This window comes from Bacillus sp. GM2, assembly GCF_056155945.1.
Genome location: NZ_JBRKSZ010000008.1, coordinates 1570170 through 1591195 on the forward strand (window position 1 = coordinate 1570170; position 21026 = coordinate 1591195).

The window sequence follows — 21026 nt, forward strand, 5'->3', positions numbered from 1 at the left end:
CTGATATTCATGGTAAAGTATACCTATGAATATAAAATGAGGAGCGGTGCCGGATGCTAGTCAACGCCAAAGAAGCTGTTTTGGAAGAGTTGTTTGATCAGTATATCGATCAGCTGCACATGAGCTGTACGTGCAGCAGGTGCAGGGAGGATGTGCTCGCCTTGGCTTTAAATGCAGTAAAACCGCAATATGTAACAGATCAGTCGAAGCTGGCTTACATAAAAGCAGAGCTCGTTGACAAACAAAAGAATACATCAATGCTTGTCACCTTGGCTGAAGCTGCCAGAAAGGTGAATGAAAACCCGCTTTGCGCAAGCAATCGAAGAGGGAGGGAATAAACTGAATTGTTTAATTTGTGCAGCGCCTCTTTTACATTCTCTCTCATGGCATTCTTTTTTCTTTTTACGATCAGAAGAGAAAATATGCAGGGAATGTAAAGAGAACTTTATCGAGATCAAAGGAACCGTATGCCCTAAGTGCGGACGGCCACAGGGGAGCGAAGAGCTGTGCGGTGACTGCGCAAAATGGGAGGCCAATCCGTTAACCCGCTCTCTTTTGAGGCAAAACCGCTCTGTTTATCTCTACAATACTTTCATGAAAGAAGTCCTTGCCCGTTTTAAGTTCAGAGGTGATGCTGAACTGGTCTTCGCTTTTGCCCCTTCATTTATCAGCGCTTTTCAACAATACTTCCGCCGCAGCCCGTCTGTTTTAGTTCCGATACCTCTCAGTGAAGAACGTAAAGCGGAGAGGGGATTTAATCAGGCGGAGCGTCTTGCTTCCTTATTACAAATACCCGTTATTCATCCCTTGATCAGAATCGAAAATGAAAAACAATCCAAAAAAAGCAGGAAAGAGCGAATTAAGCCAAAAACCGTTTTTAGAACCGAAAAGGGGTCAGTAAAGAATCTGGATGTCATATTGATTGACGACTTGTATACGACAGGAGCGACCCTTCATCATGCCGCTGATTGCCTGATGACATCCGGAGAAGCAAAATCTGTATCATCATATACATTAATTAGAAGCTAAATCATTTTTCTTCCCTGCCGATATAAAAAATAGAATTTAAGGATAGGGGTCAAAGTTTATGAGTCAATTGGCGAATTGTCCAAGATGTAACGCATTGTTTATGAAAAGCAGTTTTCAAACCGTTTGCGCTTCATGCTTGAAAGAAGAAGAGCGCGCGTATGAAATTGTTTATAAATTTCTGAAAAAACAGGAAAACCGGCAGTCCACGATGTTTCAGATCGTAGAAAAAACAGGTGTCGAAGAAGAGTTAATATTGAAGTTTATTAGACAGAAACGCATTCAAATCTCTAATTTCCCGAATCTCGGCTATCCGTGCGAAAGGTGCGGCACGCTTATTCGGGAAGGACGTTATTGCATGTCATGCGAGCAGGATTTGGCATCGCAAATGAGTCAATTAGACCAGCTGGAGCAGCTTGAAAGAGAGAGAAATAATAGTTCTAAAGGCACGTACTATACCTTTATGCCCAAAAATGACTGATTCCCTAAACTAACTTGAAGCTCAGACGATAAAATGAGTATGATCATAGATAACTATGGCGGAAAGTGAGAGGAATCCCATGAAGATCAACCAATATGGAACACAACCTGTTAATCCTTATCATAAATCATTTGAAAAACAAACAGCTTCTTCACAGGGAGCAGCCCAGCCGGAAGACAAAGTTGAGATTTCCGCGAAAGCAAAGGAGCTGCAAAAAGGCCCTGATTTAATGAAGGAGCGTCAGGAGAAAATTGCCCAGCTGAAAGCAGCCGTGGAGAATGGAACGTACAAAGTTGACGGCAAAGGCATAGCTGAAAAAATGGTCAATTTTTATAAACAGCAATAAAAGGAGGAAGTCAGTTCAGTGAAACGGGTGATTGAAGAGCTGGAGCGCTTATGCGTGCTGCATGAACATCTGCTGTCTCTGTCGGAACAAAAAACGGAGGCGCTGAAGACGAACGAAATAAAGGCACTTTCAGAAATCGTGACGAAAGAACAAAAGTATGTGCAGGCCATTGAACAAACGGAGCAGTCCCGCATTGAAGCAACTAAAAGCTGTATCGGCAGCTCGGACGCGACGATCAGCGCATGTATCAGCAAAGCTGCGGGCGGCGAGAAAAAGGTGCTGGAACAGCTGTATGCCAAGCTCTCACAGCTCGTCACCCGTTTGAAGGATGTGAACGATTTGAACAAGCAGCTGACTTTTCAGTCGCTTCAATTTATCTCGCTTACATTTGATATGCTCCTTCCGAATGAAGGCGGTTCGAATTACGGAAAAGAGCAGCAGCCAAACCAGACAGGCGGGACAAAACGGCTTTCTTTATTCGATTCAAAAGCTTAGAACGGAGTGAAAAAGATGACAAATCCAACTTTTTTAGGGCTGGAAATCGCAAAAAGAGGCTTGTCCGCGCAGCAATCAGCTCTGAGCGTGACAGCAAACAATATATCCAACGCCAATACCGAAGGGTATTCAAGACAGCGTGTTACATTTAAAGCATCAACCCCTTATCCGTCCGTATCAAGAGACTCTGTCGGACTTGCAGGCCAGATGGGTACAGGCGTTGAAATCGGTTCGGTTGAAAGGGTTAGGGACAGCTTTCTGGACTATCAATACAGGACGCAGAATACAAAGGCCGGCTATTACAATGCAAAAGTGGACGCTTTTAACCAAATGGAAGGGATTATGAATGAACTGAACGACACCGGACTAAACAAAGTTCTGAATTCATTCTGGAATTCCATTCAGGAATTGACGAACAACGCCCACGAACCGAGCGCTGCTTCTGTTGTTGCACAAAAAGGGCAGGCGGTCGCTGAGACATTTAAAACCCTGTATGAATCGCTGACAACCGTTCAATCAAATTTAGGCGACCAGATTGATCAAAATGTGATGACGATTAACTCGCTTTTGTCCCAGCTGAACAGCTTGAACGAGCAAATCGCCAAAGTCGAGCCGAACGGCTATCTCCCGAACGATTTGTACGATAAGCGTGATCAGCTCCTTGATGAACTGTCTTCAATGGTTAATATCAAAGTCAGCTATGCGAAAACCGGCGGCAATCCACTCGCAACCGCTGAAGGCATTGTGTCAATAGAAGTCCTTGACGTAAACGGCCAGTCTCTGGGCAAGGTTCTTGACGGGCCAAACTTCACGACTGAAACTGTCAAAGTGAATTACGACAACGATACAGGCCTTGTGACGGGCGTTTCCCTCGGCGGGACGGACATCGGCATCGATTCGTTTACTAGCAAAGGGTCCCTGCTCGGTTTAATCGAATCTTACGGATATATGTCAAACGGTGAAGAAAAAGGTTTGTATCCCGAAATGCTCGCAGATCTGGATACGATGGCGCTTGCTTTTGCGAAAGAGTTTAATGCAGTCCATCAAAGCGGGTTTACTTCATCGGGAGAACCGGGAGGCATTTTCTTTGAATTTACCGGAGGAGAGGCTGAGCCTGCAAAGGGAGCCGCCGGCAAAATCAAAGTAGCCGATGAGATCATGAATTCAAAAGGCGATAAAGTCGCCGCATCGCTGAATGGTGAAGCGAGCGACAACGCCAACGCGACAAATCTCGCTAATGTCTTCACCAAGAAAATTCAAATCGGTGACAAAACGACGACCGTTTTAGATTATTACGCAGGCATCATCGGTGAAATGGGCGTAAAAGCTCAGGAAACAAACAGGCTGGCCAAAAATACAGAAACGCTTGTAAACACTGCTGAATTGAACAGACAGTCTGTTAGCGCCGTATCATTAGACGAAGAAATGTCGAACATGATCCAATTCCAGCATGCTTATAACGCGGCTGCGAGAATGATTACGCTGCAGGACGAAGTCCTCGATAAGATTATTAACGGCATGGGTGTCGTGGGAAGGTAGGTAGAGATTCATGCGGGTAACCCAAGGGATGATTGCAAAAAATTCTTTGCGCTACATCAATTCAAGCTATGGAAAACTGGATAAGCTTCAATCCCAGATTTCTTCGGGAAAAAAGATCACAAAGGCATCCGACGATCCCGTCGTCGCGATGAAAAGCCTGAAGTACAATACACAGCTGTCCCAGGTTAAACAATATCAAAGCAATGCCTCCCAAGCTTTTACATGGCTTGAAAACACGGAAACGAACATTACAGAAGGCATTGATATCATGGCGAAAATCAGGGAGCTGACCGTTAAGGCTCAAAACAGTACAAACGGCAAGGATGAATTAAATGCGATCGGGGTCGAAATCGGCCAACTGAAAGACCAGCTGATTCAGATCGCCAATACGCAGGTCAACGGCCGCTACCTTTTTAACGGAACGAACTCTGACGTCGCTCCGATCACAAAAAACGCCGATGGTACTTACACATACAATTTTGAAAACTATACAAGCAGCTCTGACGTTCTCATCAATGTTTCGCCAAACGCAACCTTAAATGTAAACTCAAATCCGATTTCGGCTTTCGGCGGACAATCAAGCAGCGGACAAAACGTCTTTGAAATGATTGAGTCTCTCGAAAATGCCTTAAAAGCGGGAACAATGGAAGGAATGGAAAACGCCCTTTCAGACATTGACCAGTTCTCCAATCAGATGAGCAATGAGCGGTCTGATATCGGAGCGCGCTACAACCGGCTCGAATTGATCAATGCGCGGCTGAGCGAACAGGAAGAGACGGCGACAAAGGTATTGTCAGACAACGAAGATGTTGAGCTTGAGGAGATCATTACTGAATTTATTACACAGCAATCGGTTCACAGAGCTGCACTTGCCGTAAATGCGAAAATCGTTCAGCCGACACTGGTTGACTTTTTAAGATAAAAGCAACTCTATCCGAGTTGCTTTTTTTCAGCAAAAGGAGGATATCATAATGGAGATGCCTAGGCTGATCATGCAAAATATCCCCGGCCGCATCGGTTTAACAACGACGCCGCCAGATTTGAAAATGGAACAGCCGCGCGCTGACTTGAAAATCGAGCAGCCGCCGGCCGAACTGAAGATTACAACCACCCCTTCAAAGCTCACGATTGACCAGACAAAAGCTTGGGAAGAGTTAGAAAGAAAGCATATATTTAAAAGGATTGAAGAAGGGGCGCAGCAGGGCTATCAGGATTGGCTCGCCGGAATGGCACGGACCGCTGAAGAAGGAGACGAAATGATGCGGATCGAAATCGAAGGCAATCCGCTTGCAGACCAGGCGAGGCGGAACAGCGAGCCTGAACCGATTCAAATCGGCGTTCATTTTACGCCGTCATTTGACAGGGTGAAAATCGCATACGAACCGGCTAAAGTGATCATTGAAGCGACGCCGCGCAAGCCTATCATCGAAGCAACGCCGAATAAACCGGTTGTTAACTATACGCCGGGCAGTGTGAAGGTTGACATGCTCCAATATCCGGAGGTAAAAATAGATGTGGAATACCCAAAACAAAAGTAATTCAGCAAAGGATCGTGAATGATGATCATTAAAACAAAGTATCACGGAGAAACGCAAATTCAAGAAGAACAGACAATCGTGTTTAAAAACGGCCTGCCTGGATTTACAGGGGAGAAGAAGTTCGTCATCCTGCCGCTTTCCGAGGATTCGCCGTTCGTCGTCCTTCAGTCGGTGCAGTCGGAAGAGCTGGCATTCATTGTCGCCAGTCCGTTCGTCTTTTTCAAAGATTATGGCTTTGATCTTGATGAAACGACGGTTGAACTTCTTGAAATCGAATCTGCCGAAGACGTTGAAGTAATGGCGATTTTAACGATCGAAGAGCCATTCGAGAAATCAACGGCCAATTTGATGGCGCCGATAGTGGTGAACCGCAGAAAGATGCTTGCCAAGCAAGTGATTTTGCATGACTCTTCTTATCTGACAAAGCAGCCGATAGGAGGGGAAGCATGCTAGTCTTATCCCGCAAGCTCAATGAAGCGATTCAAATCGGAGACGATATCGAAGTGAAAATCATATCCGTTGACGGAGATCAGGTGAAAATCGGCATCGACGCGCCGAAGCATATCGAAATTCACCGCAAGGAAATCTATTTGGCGATCCAGGAAGAAAACAGTCGGGCCGCTTCCATCTCAAACGATTTGCTTGCGAAATTATCCTCACAAAAAAAGTGAGGATTTTTTTATTTTTGCTATAAACAATTTCAAGGCACCTCCGATATAAAATATGTAGCAGGAAGGACAGCCTGAATGCTTCAAACATGCACATGGACGTGCAATCAAACACATTTCAAGGAGGAAATACACAATGAGAATCAACCACAACATTGCAGCGCTTAACACGCTGAACCGTCTGTCAGCAAACAACGGCGCAAGCCAAAAGAACATGGAGAAGCTTTCTTCTGGTCTTCGCATCAACCGTGCCGGAGATGACGCAGCAGGTCTTGCAATCTCTGAAAAAATGAGAGGACAAATCCGCGGTCTTGAAATGGCTTCTAAGAACGCTCAAGACGGCATCTCTCTTATCCAAACAGCTGAAGGTGCATTGACTGAGACTCACTCAATCCTTCAACGTGTTCGTGAACTAGTTGTTCAAGCTGGAAACACTGGAACACAACAAACTGAGGATTTAACAGCTATCCAAGACGAGATCAAAGCATTAAAAGACGAAATTGACGGCATCTCAGAACGTACGGAATTCAACGGTAAAAAATTGTTGGATGGTACTTTCAAAGCACCAGCAGATCCAGCAGATCCAGCAGATCCAGCAGATCCAGCAGATCCAGCAGCCCCAGCGGCAGATAATAAATCTCTAATTTTCCAAATTGGAGCTAACGCAAAACAACAAATTTCTGTAAATATTGAAAATATGAGTGCTGGCGCTCTTGGAATCAAAGAAGATGACGGAACAATCGCAGCTGGCCATTCAGTAAGTGACATTAATGTAACAAAGTTTGCTGATAACGCAGCTACTGAACCAGATGTTGGTTTCAATGACCAATTGAAAATCGTTGACAATGCGATCAGCCAAGTATCTGCACAACGTGCTAAACTTGGTGCGGTACAAAACCGTCTAGAGCACACAATCAACAACCTTGGTGCTTCTTCTGAAAACTTGACAGCTGCTGAGTCTCGTATCCGCGACGTTGACATGGCTAAAGAAATGAGCGAGTTCACAAAGAACAACATTCTTTCTCAAGCTTCTCAAGCTATGCTTGCTCAAGCGAACCAACAGCCGCAAAACGTTCTTCAGTTGCTTCGTTAATTTTAAAAAGATCTTGGCCTTTGCCAAGGTCTTTTTTACATTTATCCAAGAATCCTTTGCAGGGATTCTTTTTTTTAATTAAACCACTTTGTCTTTTCTCATAATTTTTTTCCATAAAGATATTTAATCTCATTCGCCCTTAGCCGATATAAGTTTTAGATCATAGCATAGGGGATGGTGAAAATTGTCGATCAATAGATTGTCATCTTTAGAACCCATTATTGATGCTTACAAAACACAGATGTTGAATAAACAGTATGAAGCTGTGGAACGCCCGCAGCAGACGGACGCTGCAGAATTTACATTTGCTCAGCTTGAAAAAACCATACAAGGCGCAAACAACCTTTTGGAGCCGTCGCAGGTGCACCTACAGTTTGTGCTTCACGAAAAATTGGGAGAGTATTATGTGAAGGTCGTGGACAATCGGACAGAGGAAGTCGTCCGCGAGATTCCGCCAAAGGAGTGGCTCGATTTTTATGCGGCGATGGCGGAATTTATGGGATTAATTGTCGATAAAACTACATAGAACAGGAGTGTTAAAGAAATGGCGATCAGAATATCAGGATTAGCTTCAGGTATGGATATAGACGACATTGTCAGCAAATTAATGAAGACGGAGCGCGTCCCGCTTGATAAGCTTACTCAAAAGAAACAGACTTTGGAATGGCAGCGCGACAGCTATCGTGAAATCAATACGAAAATTAAAGATTTGCAGGAATCCATCAACCTTATGCTCCGTCCCAGCACGTACGGCGCGAAAAAGGTGACAAGCTCTGACGAGTCGGCGGTTACGGCAACAGGCACCACGAATGCGGCGTCAGGCACGATCCAAGTCAACAAGCTGGCGACTGCGGCCACCTATAAATCTTCCAGCCTTTCAGGGTATACCGGGAGCGATCAAACGCTAACTTTCCAAGTGACAGCACCTGGAGAAACGACTGCGAAAAAAGTTGAAATCAGCGTCAGCAGCACGGATACGCTGGATGACATCGTTTCCAAAGTCAACAAATCAAATTTGGGCGTAACCGCTATGAAAGAAAAGATTTATAACGGTTCTGAATATGTAGAAACGATCGCTTTCACATCAAAAGCAACCGGCGCAGGGGGCAGCATACAGGCAGCTGATGATGCGACGGCGAGCTTTATGTCCAATCAGCTCGGATTTGCGCTTGATGCCGACAACAAGCTGACAGCCAGCCAAGCCGGCCAAAACGCCGAAGTTGTCATCAACGGATTGCAGATTGAGAAGACAACGAACAACTTTACCGTTAATAATGTGACATATCAGTTGAAGAATACGACAAACAGCCCCGTTTCGCTTGATGTAGCGACTGATGTTGACGGGATTTATGAAAAGATTAAAGACTTTGTCACACAGTACAACGAACTGATCGATATGGTCAACGGCAAGCTCACGGAAAAGAAATACCGCGACTATACGCCGCTGACAGAAGAACAGAAAAAAGATATGACGGAAAAGCAAATTGAGCTGTGGGAAGAAAAAGCGAAAAGCGGATTGTTAAGGGGCGACACGATTTTAAGCGGCGCCACCAATCAAATGAGGACAGATTTTTATTCGAATGTCTCTGTGAACGGCGAATCGCTGCAGCTCACTCAGTTTGGAATTACGACATCAAGCGTATACAGTCAGCGCGGTCATTTAGAGATCAACGAAGAAAAGCTGAAAGCGAAAATTAAAGAAGACCCTGACAGTGTGGCAAACCTCTTTATGGCGGGAACGAGCAGCACGGAAAATTACAATGAAAAAGGCATCATGAGACGCCTTCAGACGGTTTTGACCGATACGAAGAAGCAGATTGAAGATAAAGCCGGAAATTCAGCAATGGCAAACAATCAATTTACAATCGGGAAAAACTTGAATACAGTTGAATCTGATATTTCGTCCATGAATAACCGCCTGACACAAATCGAAAATCGCTATTATACAAAGTTCACGGCGATGGAAAAAGCGATTCAAAAAATGAATGAACAATCGACATACTTGGCGCAATTGCTTGGACAATAATTGTAATTTGGAGGATCAACAATGGCTTTAAACAATCCGTATGCAGCTTATCAGCAAAATTCAATCAACATGGCGACTCCTGGAGAATTGACGCTTATGCTATTTGACGGCTGCCTTAAATTTATGAAGCTGGCGAAACAGGCGATTGAACAAGAGGATATGGAAACGAAAAATACGAACCTTGTCAAAGCTCAAAACATTATACAGGAGCTCAATATCACCCTTGATCGGAAAGTCGAATTGGCCGCTTCGATGGGGGCGATGTACGAGTATATCCACCGCCGCCTGATTGAAGCAAACATTAACAATGACAAAGATATCGTGGCGGAAGTCGAAGGGTATGTCAAAGATTTACGCGATGCCTGGAAGCAGGCGCTTCAAATTGAACGGCAGGGCCGGTTCGGATCGGGCGGACTGGCATAATGGAAAAGATTGAGCTGCTCTACAGCGAAACAAAACATATGCTCGCTCAAATAAAAGGCGCCCCGGAAAGCGACGAGCTGGTTCAGGCAATTGAAGATTTTCTTAAAAAACGCGATGGCTTGATCCGCGAGATCAAGCCGCCTCTTTCTGAGACGGAAAAGCGGCAGCTGCAGCAGGTGACGGATATGGAGCCATTGATCATGGCCGAACTGAAAAGGCTGCAGCAGGCTGTCAAGCAGGAGCTGCTTCAGGCGAAGCAGAAGCGTGCCATGCATCATTCCTATATCAATCCGTACGCCAACATGACGATTGACGGCACATATTATGACAAGCGCAAATAGGTGATCGCTTTGACAAGCACCGACGATTACATGCTCTTAACGACTTATTATCAGCTTTTGTTTACGATTGAAGAGGGGTTTTGCTATTTAATAGAAGCGAATCAAGATTTGGCGAAGACAGAAGGAGAGCGGATTTTTAACGATTTAATCTATGCTTTTTTTCAGTTGGATTCGTCGCACGCTGTTTTGCTGTCGATTTTGGAGACAAGCTGTGCCAAATCTTCGATTCGTTTTTTTGACAGAGTCTTCCGTGAGTTTGACAGCTTGATCTACTACAATTATCCGTCTGCTGAATTTCAGCATGACTTGATCCATCACTTTTTACCGCTTTATCGGGAATGGATGAAAACGATCCACCAATGCATGAAACCTTATGTCATCCATTAATGGCATACATCTGTCAGGATTCTGCAGGTGTATGCCGTTATTTTTTGTTCTTATTTTATCCGCATGTGAATATATTTAAGATTTAATAAAGGGGCTCAGATGGCAGGAGACAAACTTCGTCAAAATTCACGGATTTTTCACATAATTTTTACGTTTATGCAGGAATTCAGCAGGGAAAAGACGAAATATATTTACATATCCTTAATATAAAGGAGGCGTTCTTTTGATGGAGTTCAACGTCAGAGGAGAAAATATTGAGGTAACACCAGCGTTAAGAGAACACGTCGAGAAGAAGATTGGAAAGCTTGAGCGTTATTTTGAAAATAACGTTGATGCGATTGTTCACGTCAACTTAAAATTCTACAATGATCAGGAATCAAAGGTGGAAGTGACAATTCCAATGACAGACCTCTCTCTCCGTGCGGAAGTTCACCACGAAGATATGTACAATGCAATCGATCTCGCAACGAACAAACTGGAACGTCAAATACGCAAGCATAAAACAAAAGTTAACCGGAAATTCCGCGAAAAAGGTTCTTCGAAGCATGTTTTTGCAGAAGGAAACGGCATCGGAACGGCCGTGCAGGAAGACATTGAGGATGAACAGCCGCAGGTTGTCCGTCAAAAGCGCTTTAATTTAAAGCCGATGGATAATGAAGAAGCGATTTTACAAATGAATATGCTTGGACACAGCTTCTTTGTATTCACGAACGCCGAAACCAATCTGACCAATGTGGTCTACCGAAGAAACGATGGGAAATACGGTTTGATCGAGCCGAACGAATAAATATATCGAGTCCCCTCCCGGATCTTCCGCAGAGGGGATTTTTTCCGTTCCCCCGCGGTAAATTGTTTGGAAATGACAAAAGGTATGATATGATATTGCATATATAAAAATTACTGTTTACTCATGCTTAAACAAGGAAATTAAAGAGGAGCGTTATTCTATGCTTGGAATTTTAAATAAAGTGTTTGATCCGACAAAACGCACGCTCAGCCGTTATGAAAAGAAAGCGAACGAGATTGATGCGCTCAAGGCAGATATAGAGAAGCTTTCAGACGAAGCTTTGAAGCAAAAGACGATCGAGTTCAAAGAGCGCCTTGAAAAAGGCGAAACGGTTGACGATCTTTTGGTTGAAGCGTTTGCCGTTGTCAGGGAAGCTTCCCGGCGCGTGACAGGCATGTTTCCGTTTAAGGTTCAGCTGATGGGGGGCGTCGCCCTTCATGAAGGGAATATCGCCGAAATGAAAACGGGGGAAGGTAAAACGCTGACTTCCACAATGCCCGTTTACTTGAACGCTCTGTCAGGGAAAGGCGTTCACGTCGTGACGGTCAACGAATACCTGGCGAGCCGCGACGCTGAAGAGATGGGGAAAATCTTTGAGTTTCTCGGGCTGACGGTCGGCCTAAACCTGAACAGCCTGTCAAAAGACGAGAAGCGTGAAGCCTATGCAGCAGATATTACGTATTCTACGAATAATGAGCTTGGCTTTGACTATTTGCGCGACAACATGGTGCTTTATAAAGAGCAGATGGTTCAGCGCCCGCTTCATTTTGCGGTCATCGATGAAGTCGACTCCATTTTGATCGATGAAGCAAGAACGCCGCTCATCATTTCTGGACAAGCGGCCAAATCCACCAAGCTTTATGTTCAGGCCAATGCGTTTGTCCGCACGCTAAAAGCGGATCAGGACTACACATACGATGTGAAAACAAAAGGCGTTCAGCTGACTGAAGAGGGGATGACAAAAGCTGAAAAGGCATTTGGCATCGAAAACTTGTTTGACGTCCGCCATGTCGCCTTAAACCATCATATTGCCCAGGCGCTGAAAGCCCATGCGGCGATGCATAAAGACGTCGACTACGTCGTCGAAGACGGTCAGGTCGTTATCGTCGACTCTTTTACAGGCCGTTTGATGAAAGGCCGCCGCTACAGCGACGGACTTCACCAGGCCATTGAAGCGAAGGAAGGCCTTGAGATCCAAAATGAGAGCATGACGCTCGCGACGATCACCTTCCAGAACTATTTCCGAATGTATGAAAAATTGGCCGGAATGACGGGTACCGCAAAAACGGAAGAAGAAGAATTCCGCAACATCTACAACATGCAGGTTGTTACGATTCCGACCAACAAGCCGATTGCCCGCGATGACCGACCGGATTTAATTTACCGGACCATGGAAGGAAAATTTAAAGCTGTTGCAGAGGATGTCGCCCAGCGCTATATGGTCGGACAGCCGGTACTTGTCGGTACGGTTGCGGTTGAAACATCTGAATTGATATCAAGGCTCCTTAAAAATAAAGGAATCCCGCATCAAGTGTTGAACGCGAAAAACCATGAGCGGGAAGCTCAGATTATCGAAGATGCCGGGCAAAAAGGCGCGGTCACCATCGCGACCAACATGGCGGGCCGCGGAACGGACATCAAGCTTGGCGAAGGTGTAAAAGAGCTTGGCGGACTGGCCGTCATCGGTACGGAACGCCATGAATCACGGCGGATTGACAACCAGCTGCGCGGACGTTCAGGCCGTCAGGGGGACCCTGGTATCACCCAATTTTATCTGTCCATGGAAGATGAATTAATGAAACGCTTCGGCGCAGAGCGGACGATGGCGATGCTTGACCGCTTCGGAATGGACGATTCGACGCCGATACAGAGCAAGATGGTTTCAAGAGCGGTCGAATCTTCACAGAAGCGTGTGGAAGGCAACAACTTTGATGCCCGTAAGCAGCTTCTGCAATACGATGACGTGCTCCGCCAGCAGCGCGAAGTCATCTATAAACAGCGCTTTGAGGTCATCGATTCCGATAACCTCCGCTCCATCGTCGAAAATATGATTAAAGCTTCACTCGAGCGGGCTGTTGCTTCATATACGCCGAAGGAAGATCTGCCTGAAGAGTGGAATCTTGACGGCCTTGTGGAGCTTGTAAATGCGAATTTCCTTGATGAAGGTGGAGTGGAGAAAAGCGACATTTTCGGAAAAGAGCCCGAGGAGATTACAGAGCTCATTTACGACCGCATCAAAACGAAATACGATGAGAAAGAAGAGCGGTACGGCTCTGAACAAATGCGCGAATTTGAGAAAGTCATCGTTCTCCGCGAAGTGGATACGAAATGGATGGATCACATCGATGCGATGGATCAACTGCGGCAAGGAATTCATCTGCGCGCTTATGCTCAGACAAACCCGCTCCGCGAGTATCAGATGGAAGGCTTTGCAATGTTTGAAAACATGATCGCGGCGATTGAAGATGATGTAGCCAAATTCGTCATGAAGGCTGAAATCGAAAACAACCTTGAGCGCGAAGAGGTCATTCAAGGACAGACGACAGCCCATCAGCCGAAAGAAGGCGATGAGGAAAAACAAGCGAAGAAAAAACCGGTCCGCAAAGCGGTGGATATCGGACGCAATGATCCTTGCTACTGCGGAAGCGGAAAAAAATATAAAAACTGCTGCGGAAGAACAGAATAAAAAGAGGTGCTAGCCTCTTTTTATTTTGAATCGGCTGAAATATATGATGAGGTGAAAGAATAATGGAATTGGCAGAAATCAGACAGGAACTTGAAAATATGGCTACTCGGTTAGCGGACTTCAGGGGGTCTCTTTGACCTCGAAACAAAGGAAGCAAGAATCAGCGAATTAGACGAGCAGATGGCTGACCCCGACTTTTGGGGAGATCAGCAGAAAGCGCAGACGATCATTAATGAAGCGAATGCGTTAAAAGACTATGTCAACACGTACAAAAGTTTAAGCGAGTCTCATGAAGAACTGCAAATGACACATGATCTTTTAAAAGAAGATCCTGACCAGGACCTGCAAAATGAACTGGTCAACGAGCTGAAAAGCTTAACAAAGCAGTTTAATGAATTTGAGCTCCAGCTATTGTTAAGCGAGCCTTATGATAAAAACAATGCGATCCTTGAGCTTCACCCGGGAGCCGGCGGCACCGAATCACAGGATTGGGGTTCAATGCTTCTCAGAATGTACACCAGGTGGGCAGAGCGCCGCGGATTCAAGGTGGAAACCCTTGATTACCTTCCAGGAGATGAGGCGGGAATCAAGTCTGTCACTCTCCTGATTAAAGGCCACAATGCCTACGGTTATTTAAAAGCCGAAAAAGGCGTGCACAGGCTCGTCAGAATTTCTCCGTTTGACTCTTCAGGGCGCAGGCACACGTCGTTTGTGTCTTGTGATGTCATGCCTGAATTCAACGAAGAAATCGACATTGAGATCCGTACGGAAGATATTAAAGTCGATACGTACAGGGCAAGCGGCGCCGGCGGCCAGCACGTCAATACGACAGACTCCGCCGTCAGGATCACCCACTTGCCGACAGGCGTCATCGTCACTTGTCAGACAGAGCGATCACAAATTAAAAACCGCGAACGTGCCATGAAAATGCTGAAATCGAAGCTGTATCAGCGCAGAATCGAGGAGCAGCAGGCACAGCTGGACGAAATTCGCGGCGAACAAAAAGAAATCGGCTGGGGAAGCCAGATCCGCTCATACGTTTTCCACCCGTATTCTCTAGTGAAGGATCATCGAACCAACACGGAAATGGGGAACGTGCAGGCGGTTATGGACGGAGACATTGACTCTTTCATTGACGCATATTTGCGTTCCAAGCTTTCCTAAATTGAAGAAAGGCGCATCCACATTGTGAGGATGTGCCTTTTTTGCGGGGAAAATTGCCTGAATCTGGGCAGCTTAAGCCGTAAGAAGCTTTGTCCCTCTGCCGCTTTATTCAATTAATACGTTATTTGGCTGTTATTTACTTACAGTATGCTAAATGCTATACTCTCGATTGGTAATGAATCGTGCGGAGGATGACAGACATGAATATGGACAAAACGAGATATCAATTGTTTACGGTGCTGCGTGACTACGGCTATATCCTGTTTGGATCAGCCGTCGTCGCTGTGACATTTAATATGTTTTTGCTTCCCAACCGGATTGCAGCCGGCGGAGTCAGCGGCATCAGCACCATTTTGCAATCGTTCGGCTTTGAAGCCGCCTATGTGCAATGGGCATTTAATATTCCTTTATTTATTGCCGGGGTTCTGGTACTCGGAGGAAAATTCGGCATCAAGACGCTTGTCGGGTCTGTTTTTCTCCCGTTTGTCGTATACGTGACGCGGGACATTGCTCCGGCGACAGAGAATCCGCTCTTGGCCGCCATTTTCGGCGGTGTCGGCATCGGAGTCGGGATCGGGATGGTCTTTCTCGGAAGGGGCTCGACAGGCGGCACTGCGCTGGCCGCGCAAATCATTCATAAGTACACCGGGCTGTCGCAAGGCAAATGTTTGGCGCTGATTGACGGAACGATCGTTCTGTCCGCGATGTTTGTTTTTAACATCGAACAGGGACTTTATGCTATGCTTGGCGTTTATATATCAAGCAAAACCATCGATGTCATCCAGGTCGGATTGAACCGTTCCAAAATGGCGATGATCATTACGAACCGGGAAGAGGAAGTTCGACATGCGGTACTGAATAAAATCGACAGGGGGATTACGAAAATATCAGCGGTCGGAGGCTATACAGATGATGAGCGGCCTATTTTGATGTGCGTGGTCGGCCAGACCGAGTTCACAAAGCTGAAACAACTCGTAAAACACATTGATGAGTCTGCATTTGTCATTGCGATGGATGCTTCAGAGGTGCTTGGCGAGGGTTTTAAACGCGCATAATCGAGGTTATAATAAAGGTTGACTTGTTAAAGGAGCTGACTTGAAAAAATGAAAATGAAGCTGTTTACTCTGTTTATGGCTGTTTCTTTTGTGCTGGCTGCCTGCGGCGGCAATAACAACGAAAGCAAAGAGAAAAATACAGGCGGGCAAGCAACTGCAACCGACGGGGAAGAGATTTACCAGCAAAACTGCACAGGCTGCCATGGTAAGGATTTGGCCGGCGGTTCCGCTCCGAGTTTGAAGGAAGTTGGCGGCAAGTATAAGGAAAGCGAAATTAAGGACATTGTAGTCAACGGCCGCGGCGGAATGCCTGGCAATCTTGTAGATGAAAAAGAAGCTGAAGCGGTCGCGAAGTGGCTTTCAGAGAAAAAGTAAGCATGCCTTGCCAGTCAGGAGGCGAAAAGAACCTTCTTCACGTTCAGGTGAAAAAGGTTCTTTTTTTGTTGAAAAGGTCTTTTTGCCTATTGGGAAAACGGAATTAACGGGTTCTTTTGTCTTAAATAAGGCCCAAAGTACAAATTTTTTGGCTGATTTTGCGTTTTTCCTATAACTTAGGTCGGCATTGAAACAAAACTGTAATATCATTTTGTCTAATCTTGACGTATAATGGGTGTTGTTGAAAAAGGGCTTGAATTAATACCATTTATCGTGAAATTGGCAGGGGACACAAAACGACAGGCCCTTTCGAAGAGTATGACCGTATAAACATAAAAGATTAGGTGATTACATGATCGAAATAAAAGATGTATATAAGACTTATTCCAACGGGGTCTCGGCGCTGAACGGAATAAGCATCTCTATATATCCCGGGGAATTTGTTTATGTTGTAGGACCGAGCGGAGCAGGAAAATCAACCTTCATTAAAATGATTTACCGCGAAGAAAAGCCTTCCAAAGGGAAGATTGTCATAAACAATAAAAATTTGGCGCAGCTCAAAGAAAAAGAGATTCCTTTTATCAGAAGGAAAATCGGCGTTGTATTCCAAGACTTTAAACTGCTGCCGAAGCTGACGGTGTTTGAAAATGTTGCATTTGCTTTAGAGGTCATCGGGGAGCGCCCAGAGGTGATCAGAAAAAAAGTGCTTGAAGTGCTTGATCTTGTCCAGCTGAAGCACAAAGCAAGGCAATTTCCTGATCAGCTGTCCGGAGGAGAACAGCAACGGGTTTCAATTGCGCGGTCAATCGTCAACGACCCTGATGTCGTGATCGCTGACGAGCCGACGGGAAACCTTGACCCTGAGACGTCTTGGGAAATCATGAAGACGCTCGAAGAGATCAACAACCGCGGAACAACAGTCGTTATGGCGACTCATAACAAAGAAATCGTAAACACCATGAAGAAACGGGTCATCGCAATCGAAGACGGGGTCATTGTGCGTGATGAAGCTAGAGGGGAGTATGGTTCTTATGATTAGAACTCTCGGACGGCATTTGCGCGAGAGCTTAAAATCTCTCGGGAGAAACGCGTGGATGACTTTCGCATCCATCAGTGCTGTAACAGTTACACTTATCTTGGTCGGCGTGTTCATGGTCATCATGCTGAACGTATACAATATGACATTAAAAGCCGAACAAGAAGTCGAAGTCAAAGTGCTGGTTGACTTAACGGCCAACCAGGATCAAAAAAATACATTGGAAAAAGAAATAAAGAAAATACCGGAAATCAGCAGTGTCAAATACTCATCTAAAGATGAAGAACTCAAAAACCTGAAAGACAGCTTTGGGGAAGACGGGAAATTCTTTGCGATGTTCGAGCAGGAAAACCCGCTGAACGATGCATTTGTCGTAAAAACAAAAGACCCTCAAGACACACCGAAAGCTGCCAAGAAGCTTGAGAAGCTGACCAATGTCTATAAGGTGACATACGGACAGGAGCAGGTAGACCGCTTGTTTAAAATCAGCAATGTCGCCAAAGTCATCGGGATTGCATTGGTCATCGGCCTGCTGTTTACGGCGATGTTTTTAATTTCTAATACGATCAAAATTACGATTTTTGCGAGACGCAAAGAAATCGAGATTATGAAACTTGTAGGTGCGACAAACTGGTTCATTCGCTGGCCATTTTTCATTGAAGGTTTGCTCTTGGGTGTATGCGGTTCTATCATTCCGATCGCTATTTTGCTCGGAACGTATCATCATGCCGTTCAGTGGATCGCTCCGAAAGTTCAAGGCACTTTCATACAGCTCTTGCCGTACAATCCGTTCGTCTTCCAGATTTCAGCGATCCTGGTGCTGATCGGAGCCGTTATCGGTGTATGGGGAAGCTTGATGTCGATTCGCAAATTCTTAAAAGTTTAAACCGGCGCTTTCGCCGGTTGTATCATGTTTAAAGCTGGGATGCCTGCAAAGCGCCGGGCTCCCTTGATTCTGAAGGCAAGGAGGAACCAAGGTTGAAAAGAAAGCTAATGACGCTGGGGCTGACCGCTGTGCTCGGATCGTCGGCAGTGCTGATTCCCTTAAAAAGCAACCATGCTTTAGCTTATGAAGACTTGGAGAAAAAAAAGAGCGACGTTCAAAGCAAAAAATCTGAAAACGAGTCAAAACTCGAAAAAACGAAACAGGAGCTTTCAGAGCTTGAATCAAAGGAAGCAAGCCTGAGAAGCGAGATCGAGAAAATCGACCGTAAGATGACGGACACGAATGAAAAGCTGGAAAAGAAAAATGAAGAAATCGATAAAACAAAGAAAAGCATCGAAGAGCTGAAAAAGCAAATAAAAAAGCTTAAAGAAAAGATTGAGAAACGCAATAAAATATTGAAAGACCGTGTTCGCTCAATGCAGGAAAACGGCGGTTCTGTTCAATACATAGATGTGCTTCTCGGCTCGAAAAGCTTCGGGGATTTCATCAGCCGCGCGGGTGCGGTTTCGACAATTGTAGAAGCTGATAAAGACCTGATGGAAGAGCAAAAACGCGATCTTCAGCTTGTCGAGGAAAAGGAAACTAAGCTGAGCAAGGACCTTGAAAGCCTTGAAAAAGCGCTCAAAGACCTGGAAGATTTAAAAAAGACGCTCGACAAGCAGCAAAAAGAGAAAGCAAACGTCATGAAAAAAGTGAAGCAAGATAAAGATCATGCGCATGAAGAACTTGGTTCACTCGAAAATGAAGCAGAAATTTTAAAGCGTCAGGATGAAGCGATCAAAGCTGAAGAGGCGCATCGGAAAAAGCAGGAAGCTGAAGCGAGCCGCCGGGCTGCAAGCGGCCAATCGGAAGCCTCTTCTTCTAAACCGTCGGCACCAAGCAGCTCAGGCTTTATCCGCCCTGCTTCCGGCACATTTACTTCCGGGTTCGGAAAGCGTTCGCTCGGAAATCACTTCGGCGTAGACATCGCCAAGCGCGGTTCAGGCGTTCCGATTTATGCGGCCGCCGCCGGAACGGTCTATAACGCCCATTACTCGTCCAGCTACGGCAATGTTGTGTTTATTACCCATAACATCAACGGGCAAACATATCAGACGGTCTACGCTCACATGTCTTCAATTAAAGTGCAGACAGGCCAGCGTGTTGAACAGGGACAAGTGATCGGAACGATGGGAAATACAGGCCAATCCTACGGGCAGCATCTTCACTTTGAAATTCATAAAGGCCTTTGGAACAACGCGAAATCCAATGCTGTTGATCCGGTCAATTATATACCGCTTTAAAATGAAAGCCGATTCGTCCGGAGATGGACTGAATCGGCTTTTTGTTATTCAAACTGGGTTTTTCTCAAAATTTATTCTTGTCAGAAAATAACACAAGGTATAGAATGAAAGTGACAACTGTCGACAGTCGACAATTTGAAATAGGGGATGATCCAATGAAAGTATTCAACATTGCCAGCATACCCGGTGACGGGGTAGGGAAAGAAGTCGTACCTGCTGCGCAACGAGTTTTGAAAGCGGTTTCGGATGTTCACGGGGGACTCTCATTTCGGTTTACGGAGTTTCCATACAGCTGTGAGTATTATTTGGAACACGGGGAAATGATGCCTGATGACGGCTTGGAGCAGCTGAAAGAGTTCGACAGCATCTTTCTTGGGGCTGTAGGAAACAGCAAGCTTGTCCCCGACCATATTTCCCTGTGGGGGCTGCTCATTAAAATCCGCCGCGAATTTGAACAGGTCATCAACATTAGACCTGCGAAATATTTGCAAGGAATCAAGTCTCCGCTGGCCAACCCAAAAGATTTCGATCTGCTTGTCGTCAGGGAAAACAGTGAAGGGGAATACAGCTCGATCGGAGGCAGAATCTTCAGGGATGAAGATGAAATCGCCATTCAAAATGCCGTTTTTTCAAGAAAAGGGGCGGAGAGGGCGATGCGCTTTGCTTTTGAGTTGGCGGCTAAGCGGAAAAAGCATGTCACAAGCGCAACAAAGTCGAACGGAATCGTTTATTCAATGCCTTTTTGGGATGAAGTCTTTGAGAACACGGCAAAAGACTACCCCGATATTACCGCAGATTCGCAGCACATTGACGCGCTGTCGGCCTTTTTTGTAACGAGGCCAGAGAAGCTTGACGTCATTGTTGCCAGCAATTTATTCGGCGATATTTTGACCGATATCGGGGCGGCGATTATGGGAAGCATAGGTGTGGCGCCGGCCGCCAACATTAATGTAAACGGCAAATATCCATCTATGTTTGAGCCTGTGCACGGCTCTGCTCCGGACATCATCGGAAAAGGAATCGCCAATCCGATCGGCCAAATTTGGACGGCAAAAATGATGCTCGATCATTTCGGGGAAGAAGAACTCGGTGCAAGATTGCTTGACGTGATTGAAGACGTTCTAAAGAGCGGCTACTTAACGCCTGATATCGGCGGTTCAAGTACGACGGATGATGTGACAGAAGAAATCATCAAGCGCGTGAGGACCATATAAGCGAAAGCTGCCAGCACTCCGGCAGCTTTTTTTGCTGTGGAATGGAAAATCGATTACATGATACGGGCGGTTTTGGCGCATACTACATCAAGCAACAAAACATAGTGCAGGCAGAAG

At 45.6% G+C, this 21026-nt stretch carries 25 protein-coding genes; all 25 read left to right on the forward strand.

Going from position 1 to position 21026, the window contains the following annotated elements:
- The first annotated feature begins 53 nt into the window (after positions 1–53).
- The 25 genes from comFB to ACVC9U_RS22595 all read left to right on the forward strand — a co-directional run bounded on the left by comFB (position 54) and on the right by ACVC9U_RS22595 (position 20909).
- Positions 54–338 (forward strand): late competence protein ComFB, encoded by a 285-nt coding sequence (gene comFB / locus ACVC9U_RS22475; RefSeq protein WP_003185718.1) that lies wholly within the window; start codon positions 54–56, stop codon positions 336–338.
- On the forward strand, positions 295–1029 hold the full coding sequence (locus ACVC9U_RS22480) for an amidophosphoribosyltransferase (RefSeq protein ID WP_011198352.1): 735 nt from the start codon (positions 295–297) through the stop codon (positions 1027–1029). The genes comFB and ACVC9U_RS22480 overlap by 44 nt, the downstream gene beginning before the upstream one ends.
- 58 nt (positions 1030–1087) lie before the next feature.
- Entirely contained in the window at positions 1088–1507 is a 420-nt protein-coding gene (locus ACVC9U_RS22485; protein ID WP_048350276.1) for a TIGR03826 family flagellar region protein, read from the forward strand.
- 79 nt (positions 1508–1586) lie between these two features.
- Positions 1587–1853 carry a flagellar biosynthesis anti-sigma factor FlgM gene (gene flgM / locus ACVC9U_RS22490; RefSeq protein ID WP_003185713.1) on the forward strand — a complete coding sequence of 89 codons (267 nt, stop codon included), beginning with the start codon at positions 1587–1589 and terminating at the stop codon, positions 1851–1853.
- An 18-nt stretch (positions 1854–1871) separates the two neighbouring features.
- Entirely contained in the window at positions 1872–2348 is a 477-nt protein-coding gene (locus ACVC9U_RS22495; RefSeq protein ID WP_048350277.1) for a flagellar protein FlgN, read from the forward strand.
- 15 nt (positions 2349–2363) lie between these two features.
- The gene (gene flgK / locus ACVC9U_RS22500; protein ID WP_057957825.1) at positions 2364–3887 is read left to right on the forward strand and encodes a flagellar hook-associated protein FlgK; all 1524 of its coding nucleotides are present in this window, start codon (positions 2364–2366) and stop codon (positions 3885–3887) included.
- Positions 3888–3897: 10 nt separating this feature from the next.
- Entirely contained in the window at positions 3898–4809 is a 912-nt protein-coding gene (flgL, locus tag ACVC9U_RS22505) for a flagellar hook-associated protein FlgL (RefSeq protein ID WP_003185705.1), read from the forward strand.
- A gap of 49 nt (positions 4810–4858) precedes the next feature.
- Entirely contained in the window at positions 4859–5425 is a 567-nt protein-coding gene (locus tag ACVC9U_RS22510; RefSeq protein ID WP_048350279.1) for a DUF6470 family protein, read from the forward strand.
- Positions 5426–5446: 21 nt separating this feature from the next.
- Positions 5447–5878, forward strand: coding sequence for a flagellar assembly protein FliW (gene fliW, locus ACVC9U_RS22515; protein WP_025807162.1), 432 nt, complete (start codon positions 5447–5449; stop codon positions 5876–5878).
- A complete protein-coding gene (gene csrA, locus ACVC9U_RS22520; protein ID WP_003185697.1) occupies positions 5872–6096 on the forward strand; it encodes a carbon storage regulator CsrA in 225 nt (74 codons plus the stop codon). The genes fliW and csrA overlap by 7 nt, the downstream gene beginning before the upstream one ends.
- Positions 6097–6229: 133 nt before the next feature.
- On the forward strand, positions 6230–7186 hold the full coding sequence (gene hag, locus ACVC9U_RS22525) for a flagellin Hag (protein WP_326336071.1): 957 nt from the start codon (positions 6230–6232) through the stop codon (positions 7184–7186).
- Between the two features lie 184 nt (positions 7187–7370).
- Entirely contained in the window at positions 7371–7712 is a 342-nt protein-coding gene (gene flaG, locus ACVC9U_RS22530) for a flagellar protein FlaG (RefSeq protein WP_011198350.1), read from the forward strand.
- Positions 7713–7730: 18 nt separating this feature from the next.
- The gene (locus tag ACVC9U_RS22535; RefSeq protein WP_009329667.1) at positions 7731–9212 is read left to right on the forward strand and encodes a flagellar hook-associated protein 2; all 1482 of its coding nucleotides are present in this window, start codon (positions 7731–7733) and stop codon (positions 9210–9212) included.
- 21 nt (positions 9213–9233) lie between these two features.
- Entirely contained in the window at positions 9234–9635 is a 402-nt protein-coding gene (gene fliS / locus ACVC9U_RS22540; RefSeq protein ID WP_003185688.1) for a flagellar export chaperone FliS, read from the forward strand.
- A complete protein-coding gene (gene fliT / locus ACVC9U_RS22545) occupies positions 9635–9976 on the forward strand; it encodes a flagella biosynthesis regulatory protein FliT (protein ID WP_003185686.1) in 342 nt (113 codons plus the stop codon). Before fliS ends, fliT begins: the two co-directional genes overlap by 1 nt.
- 9 nt (positions 9977–9985) lie before the next feature.
- Entirely contained in the window at positions 9986–10363 is a 378-nt protein-coding gene (locus ACVC9U_RS22550) for a DUF8042 domain-containing protein (protein ID WP_003185684.1), read from the forward strand.
- A 226-nt stretch (positions 10364–10589) separates the two neighbouring features.
- Entirely contained in the window at positions 10590–11150 is a 561-nt protein-coding gene (gene hpf / locus ACVC9U_RS22555; protein ID WP_009329664.1) for a ribosome hibernation-promoting factor, HPF/YfiA family, read from the forward strand.
- A 160-nt stretch (positions 11151–11310) separates the two neighbouring features.
- Entirely contained in the window at positions 11311–13836 is a 2526-nt protein-coding gene (secA, locus tag ACVC9U_RS22560; RefSeq protein WP_003185681.1) for a preprotein translocase subunit SecA, read from the forward strand.
- A gap of 62 nt (positions 13837–13898) precedes the next feature.
- A protein-coding gene (gene prfB, locus ACVC9U_RS22565) for a peptide chain release factor 2 (protein WP_097366454.1) occupies positions 13899–15000 on the forward strand; the annotation gives its coding sequence in 2 pieces (ribosomal slippage) (positions 13899–13970 and positions 13972–15000; 1101 coding nt in all).
- Positions 15001–15200: 200 nt separating this feature from the next.
- On the forward strand, positions 15201–16055 hold the full coding sequence (locus ACVC9U_RS22570; protein WP_003185675.1) for a YitT family protein: 855 nt from the start codon (positions 15201–15203) through the stop codon (positions 16053–16055).
- A gap of 48 nt (positions 16056–16103) precedes the next feature.
- On the forward strand, positions 16104–16430 hold the full coding sequence (gene cccB, locus ACVC9U_RS22575) for a cytochrome c551 (RefSeq protein WP_003185673.1): 327 nt from the start codon (positions 16104–16106) through the stop codon (positions 16428–16430).
- Between the two features lie 352 nt (positions 16431–16782).
- Positions 16783–17469: a cell division ATP-binding protein FtsE gene (ftsE, locus tag ACVC9U_RS22580; protein ID WP_003185670.1), complete on the forward strand. Its 687-nt coding sequence runs from the start codon at positions 16783–16785 to the stop codon at positions 17467–17469.
- Entirely contained in the window at positions 17462–18352 is an 891-nt protein-coding gene (gene ftsX, locus ACVC9U_RS22585; protein ID WP_011198348.1) for a permease-like cell division protein FtsX, read from the forward strand. The genes ftsE and ftsX overlap by 8 nt, the downstream gene beginning before the upstream one ends.
- Before the next feature lie 92 nt (positions 18353–18444).
- Positions 18445–19695, forward strand: a complete 1251-nt coding sequence (locus ACVC9U_RS22590) for a murein hydrolase activator EnvC family protein (protein ID WP_441391585.1) — start codon at positions 18445–18447, stop codon at positions 19693–19695.
- A gap of 155 nt (positions 19696–19850) precedes the next feature.
- Complete coding sequence (locus ACVC9U_RS22595; protein ID WP_003185664.1) at positions 19851–20909, forward strand: tartrate dehydrogenase; 1059 nt, start codon at positions 19851–19853, stop codon at positions 20907–20909.
- Positions 20910–21026 lie beyond the last annotated feature (117 nt).

Bases quoted from the DNA above. Each gene is read 5' to 3' on its own strand.
- cccB (WP_003185673.1), top strand. From the start codon at position 16,104: ATGAAAATGAAGCTGTTTACTCTGTTTATGGCTGTTTCTTTTGTGCTG.
- ftsX (WP_011198348.1), top strand. From the start codon at position 17,462: ATGATTAGAACTCTCGGACGGCATTTGCGCGAGAGCTTAAAATCTCTC.
- ACVC9U_RS22510 (WP_048350279.1), top strand. From the start codon at position 4,859: ATGGAGATGCCTAGGCTGATCATGCAAAATATCCCCGGCCGCATCGGT.
- ACVC9U_RS22480 (WP_011198352.1), top strand. From the start codon at position 295: ATGAAAACCCGCTTTGCGCAAGCAATCGAAGAGGGAGGGAATAAACTG.
- flgL (WP_003185705.1), top strand. From the start codon at position 3,898: ATGCGGGTAACCCAAGGGATGATTGCAAAAAATTCTTTGCGCTACATC.
- fliW (WP_025807162.1), top strand. From the start codon at position 5,447: ATGATCATTAAAACAAAGTATCACGGAGAAACGCAAATTCAAGAAGAA.
- comFB (WP_003185718.1), top strand. From the start codon at position 54: ATGCTAGTCAACGCCAAAGAAGCTGTTTTGGAAGAGTTGTTTGATCAG.
- fliS (WP_003185688.1), top strand. From the start codon at position 9,234: ATGGCTTTAAACAATCCGTATGCAGCTTATCAGCAAAATTCAATCAAC.
- ACVC9U_RS22535 (WP_009329667.1), top strand. From the start codon at position 7,731: ATGGCGATCAGAATATCAGGATTAGCTTCAGGTATGGATATAGACGAC.
- hpf (WP_009329664.1), top strand. From the start codon at position 10,590: ATGGAGTTCAACGTCAGAGGAGAAAATATTGAGGTAACACCAGCGTTA.
- flgM (WP_003185713.1), top strand. From the start codon at position 1,587: ATGAAGATCAACCAATATGGAACACAACCTGTTAATCCTTATCATAAA.
- fliT (WP_003185686.1), top strand. From the start codon at position 9,635: ATGGAAAAGATTGAGCTGCTCTACAGCGAAACAAAACATATGCTCGCT.
- ftsE (WP_003185670.1), top strand. From the start codon at position 16,783: ATGATCGAAATAAAAGATGTATATAAGACTTATTCCAACGGGGTCTCG.
- csrA (WP_003185697.1), top strand. From the start codon at position 5,872: ATGCTAGTCTTATCCCGCAAGCTCAATGAAGCGATTCAAATCGGAGAC.
- flgK (WP_057957825.1), top strand. From the start codon at position 2,364: ATGACAAATCCAACTTTTTTAGGGCTGGAAATCGCAAAAAGAGGCTTG.
- secA (WP_003185681.1), top strand. From the start codon at position 11,311: ATGCTTGGAATTTTAAATAAAGTGTTTGATCCGACAAAACGCACGCTC.
- ACVC9U_RS22485 (WP_048350276.1), top strand. From the start codon at position 1,088: ATGAGTCAATTGGCGAATTGTCCAAGATGTAACGCATTGTTTATGAAA.
- hag (WP_326336071.1), top strand. From the start codon at position 6,230: ATGAGAATCAACCACAACATTGCAGCGCTTAACACGCTGAACCGTCTG.
- ACVC9U_RS22595 (WP_003185664.1), top strand. From the start codon at position 19,851: ATGAAAGTATTCAACATTGCCAGCATACCCGGTGACGGGGTAGGGAAA.
- ACVC9U_RS22570 (WP_003185675.1), top strand. From the start codon at position 15,201: ATGAATATGGACAAAACGAGATATCAATTGTTTACGGTGCTGCGTGAC.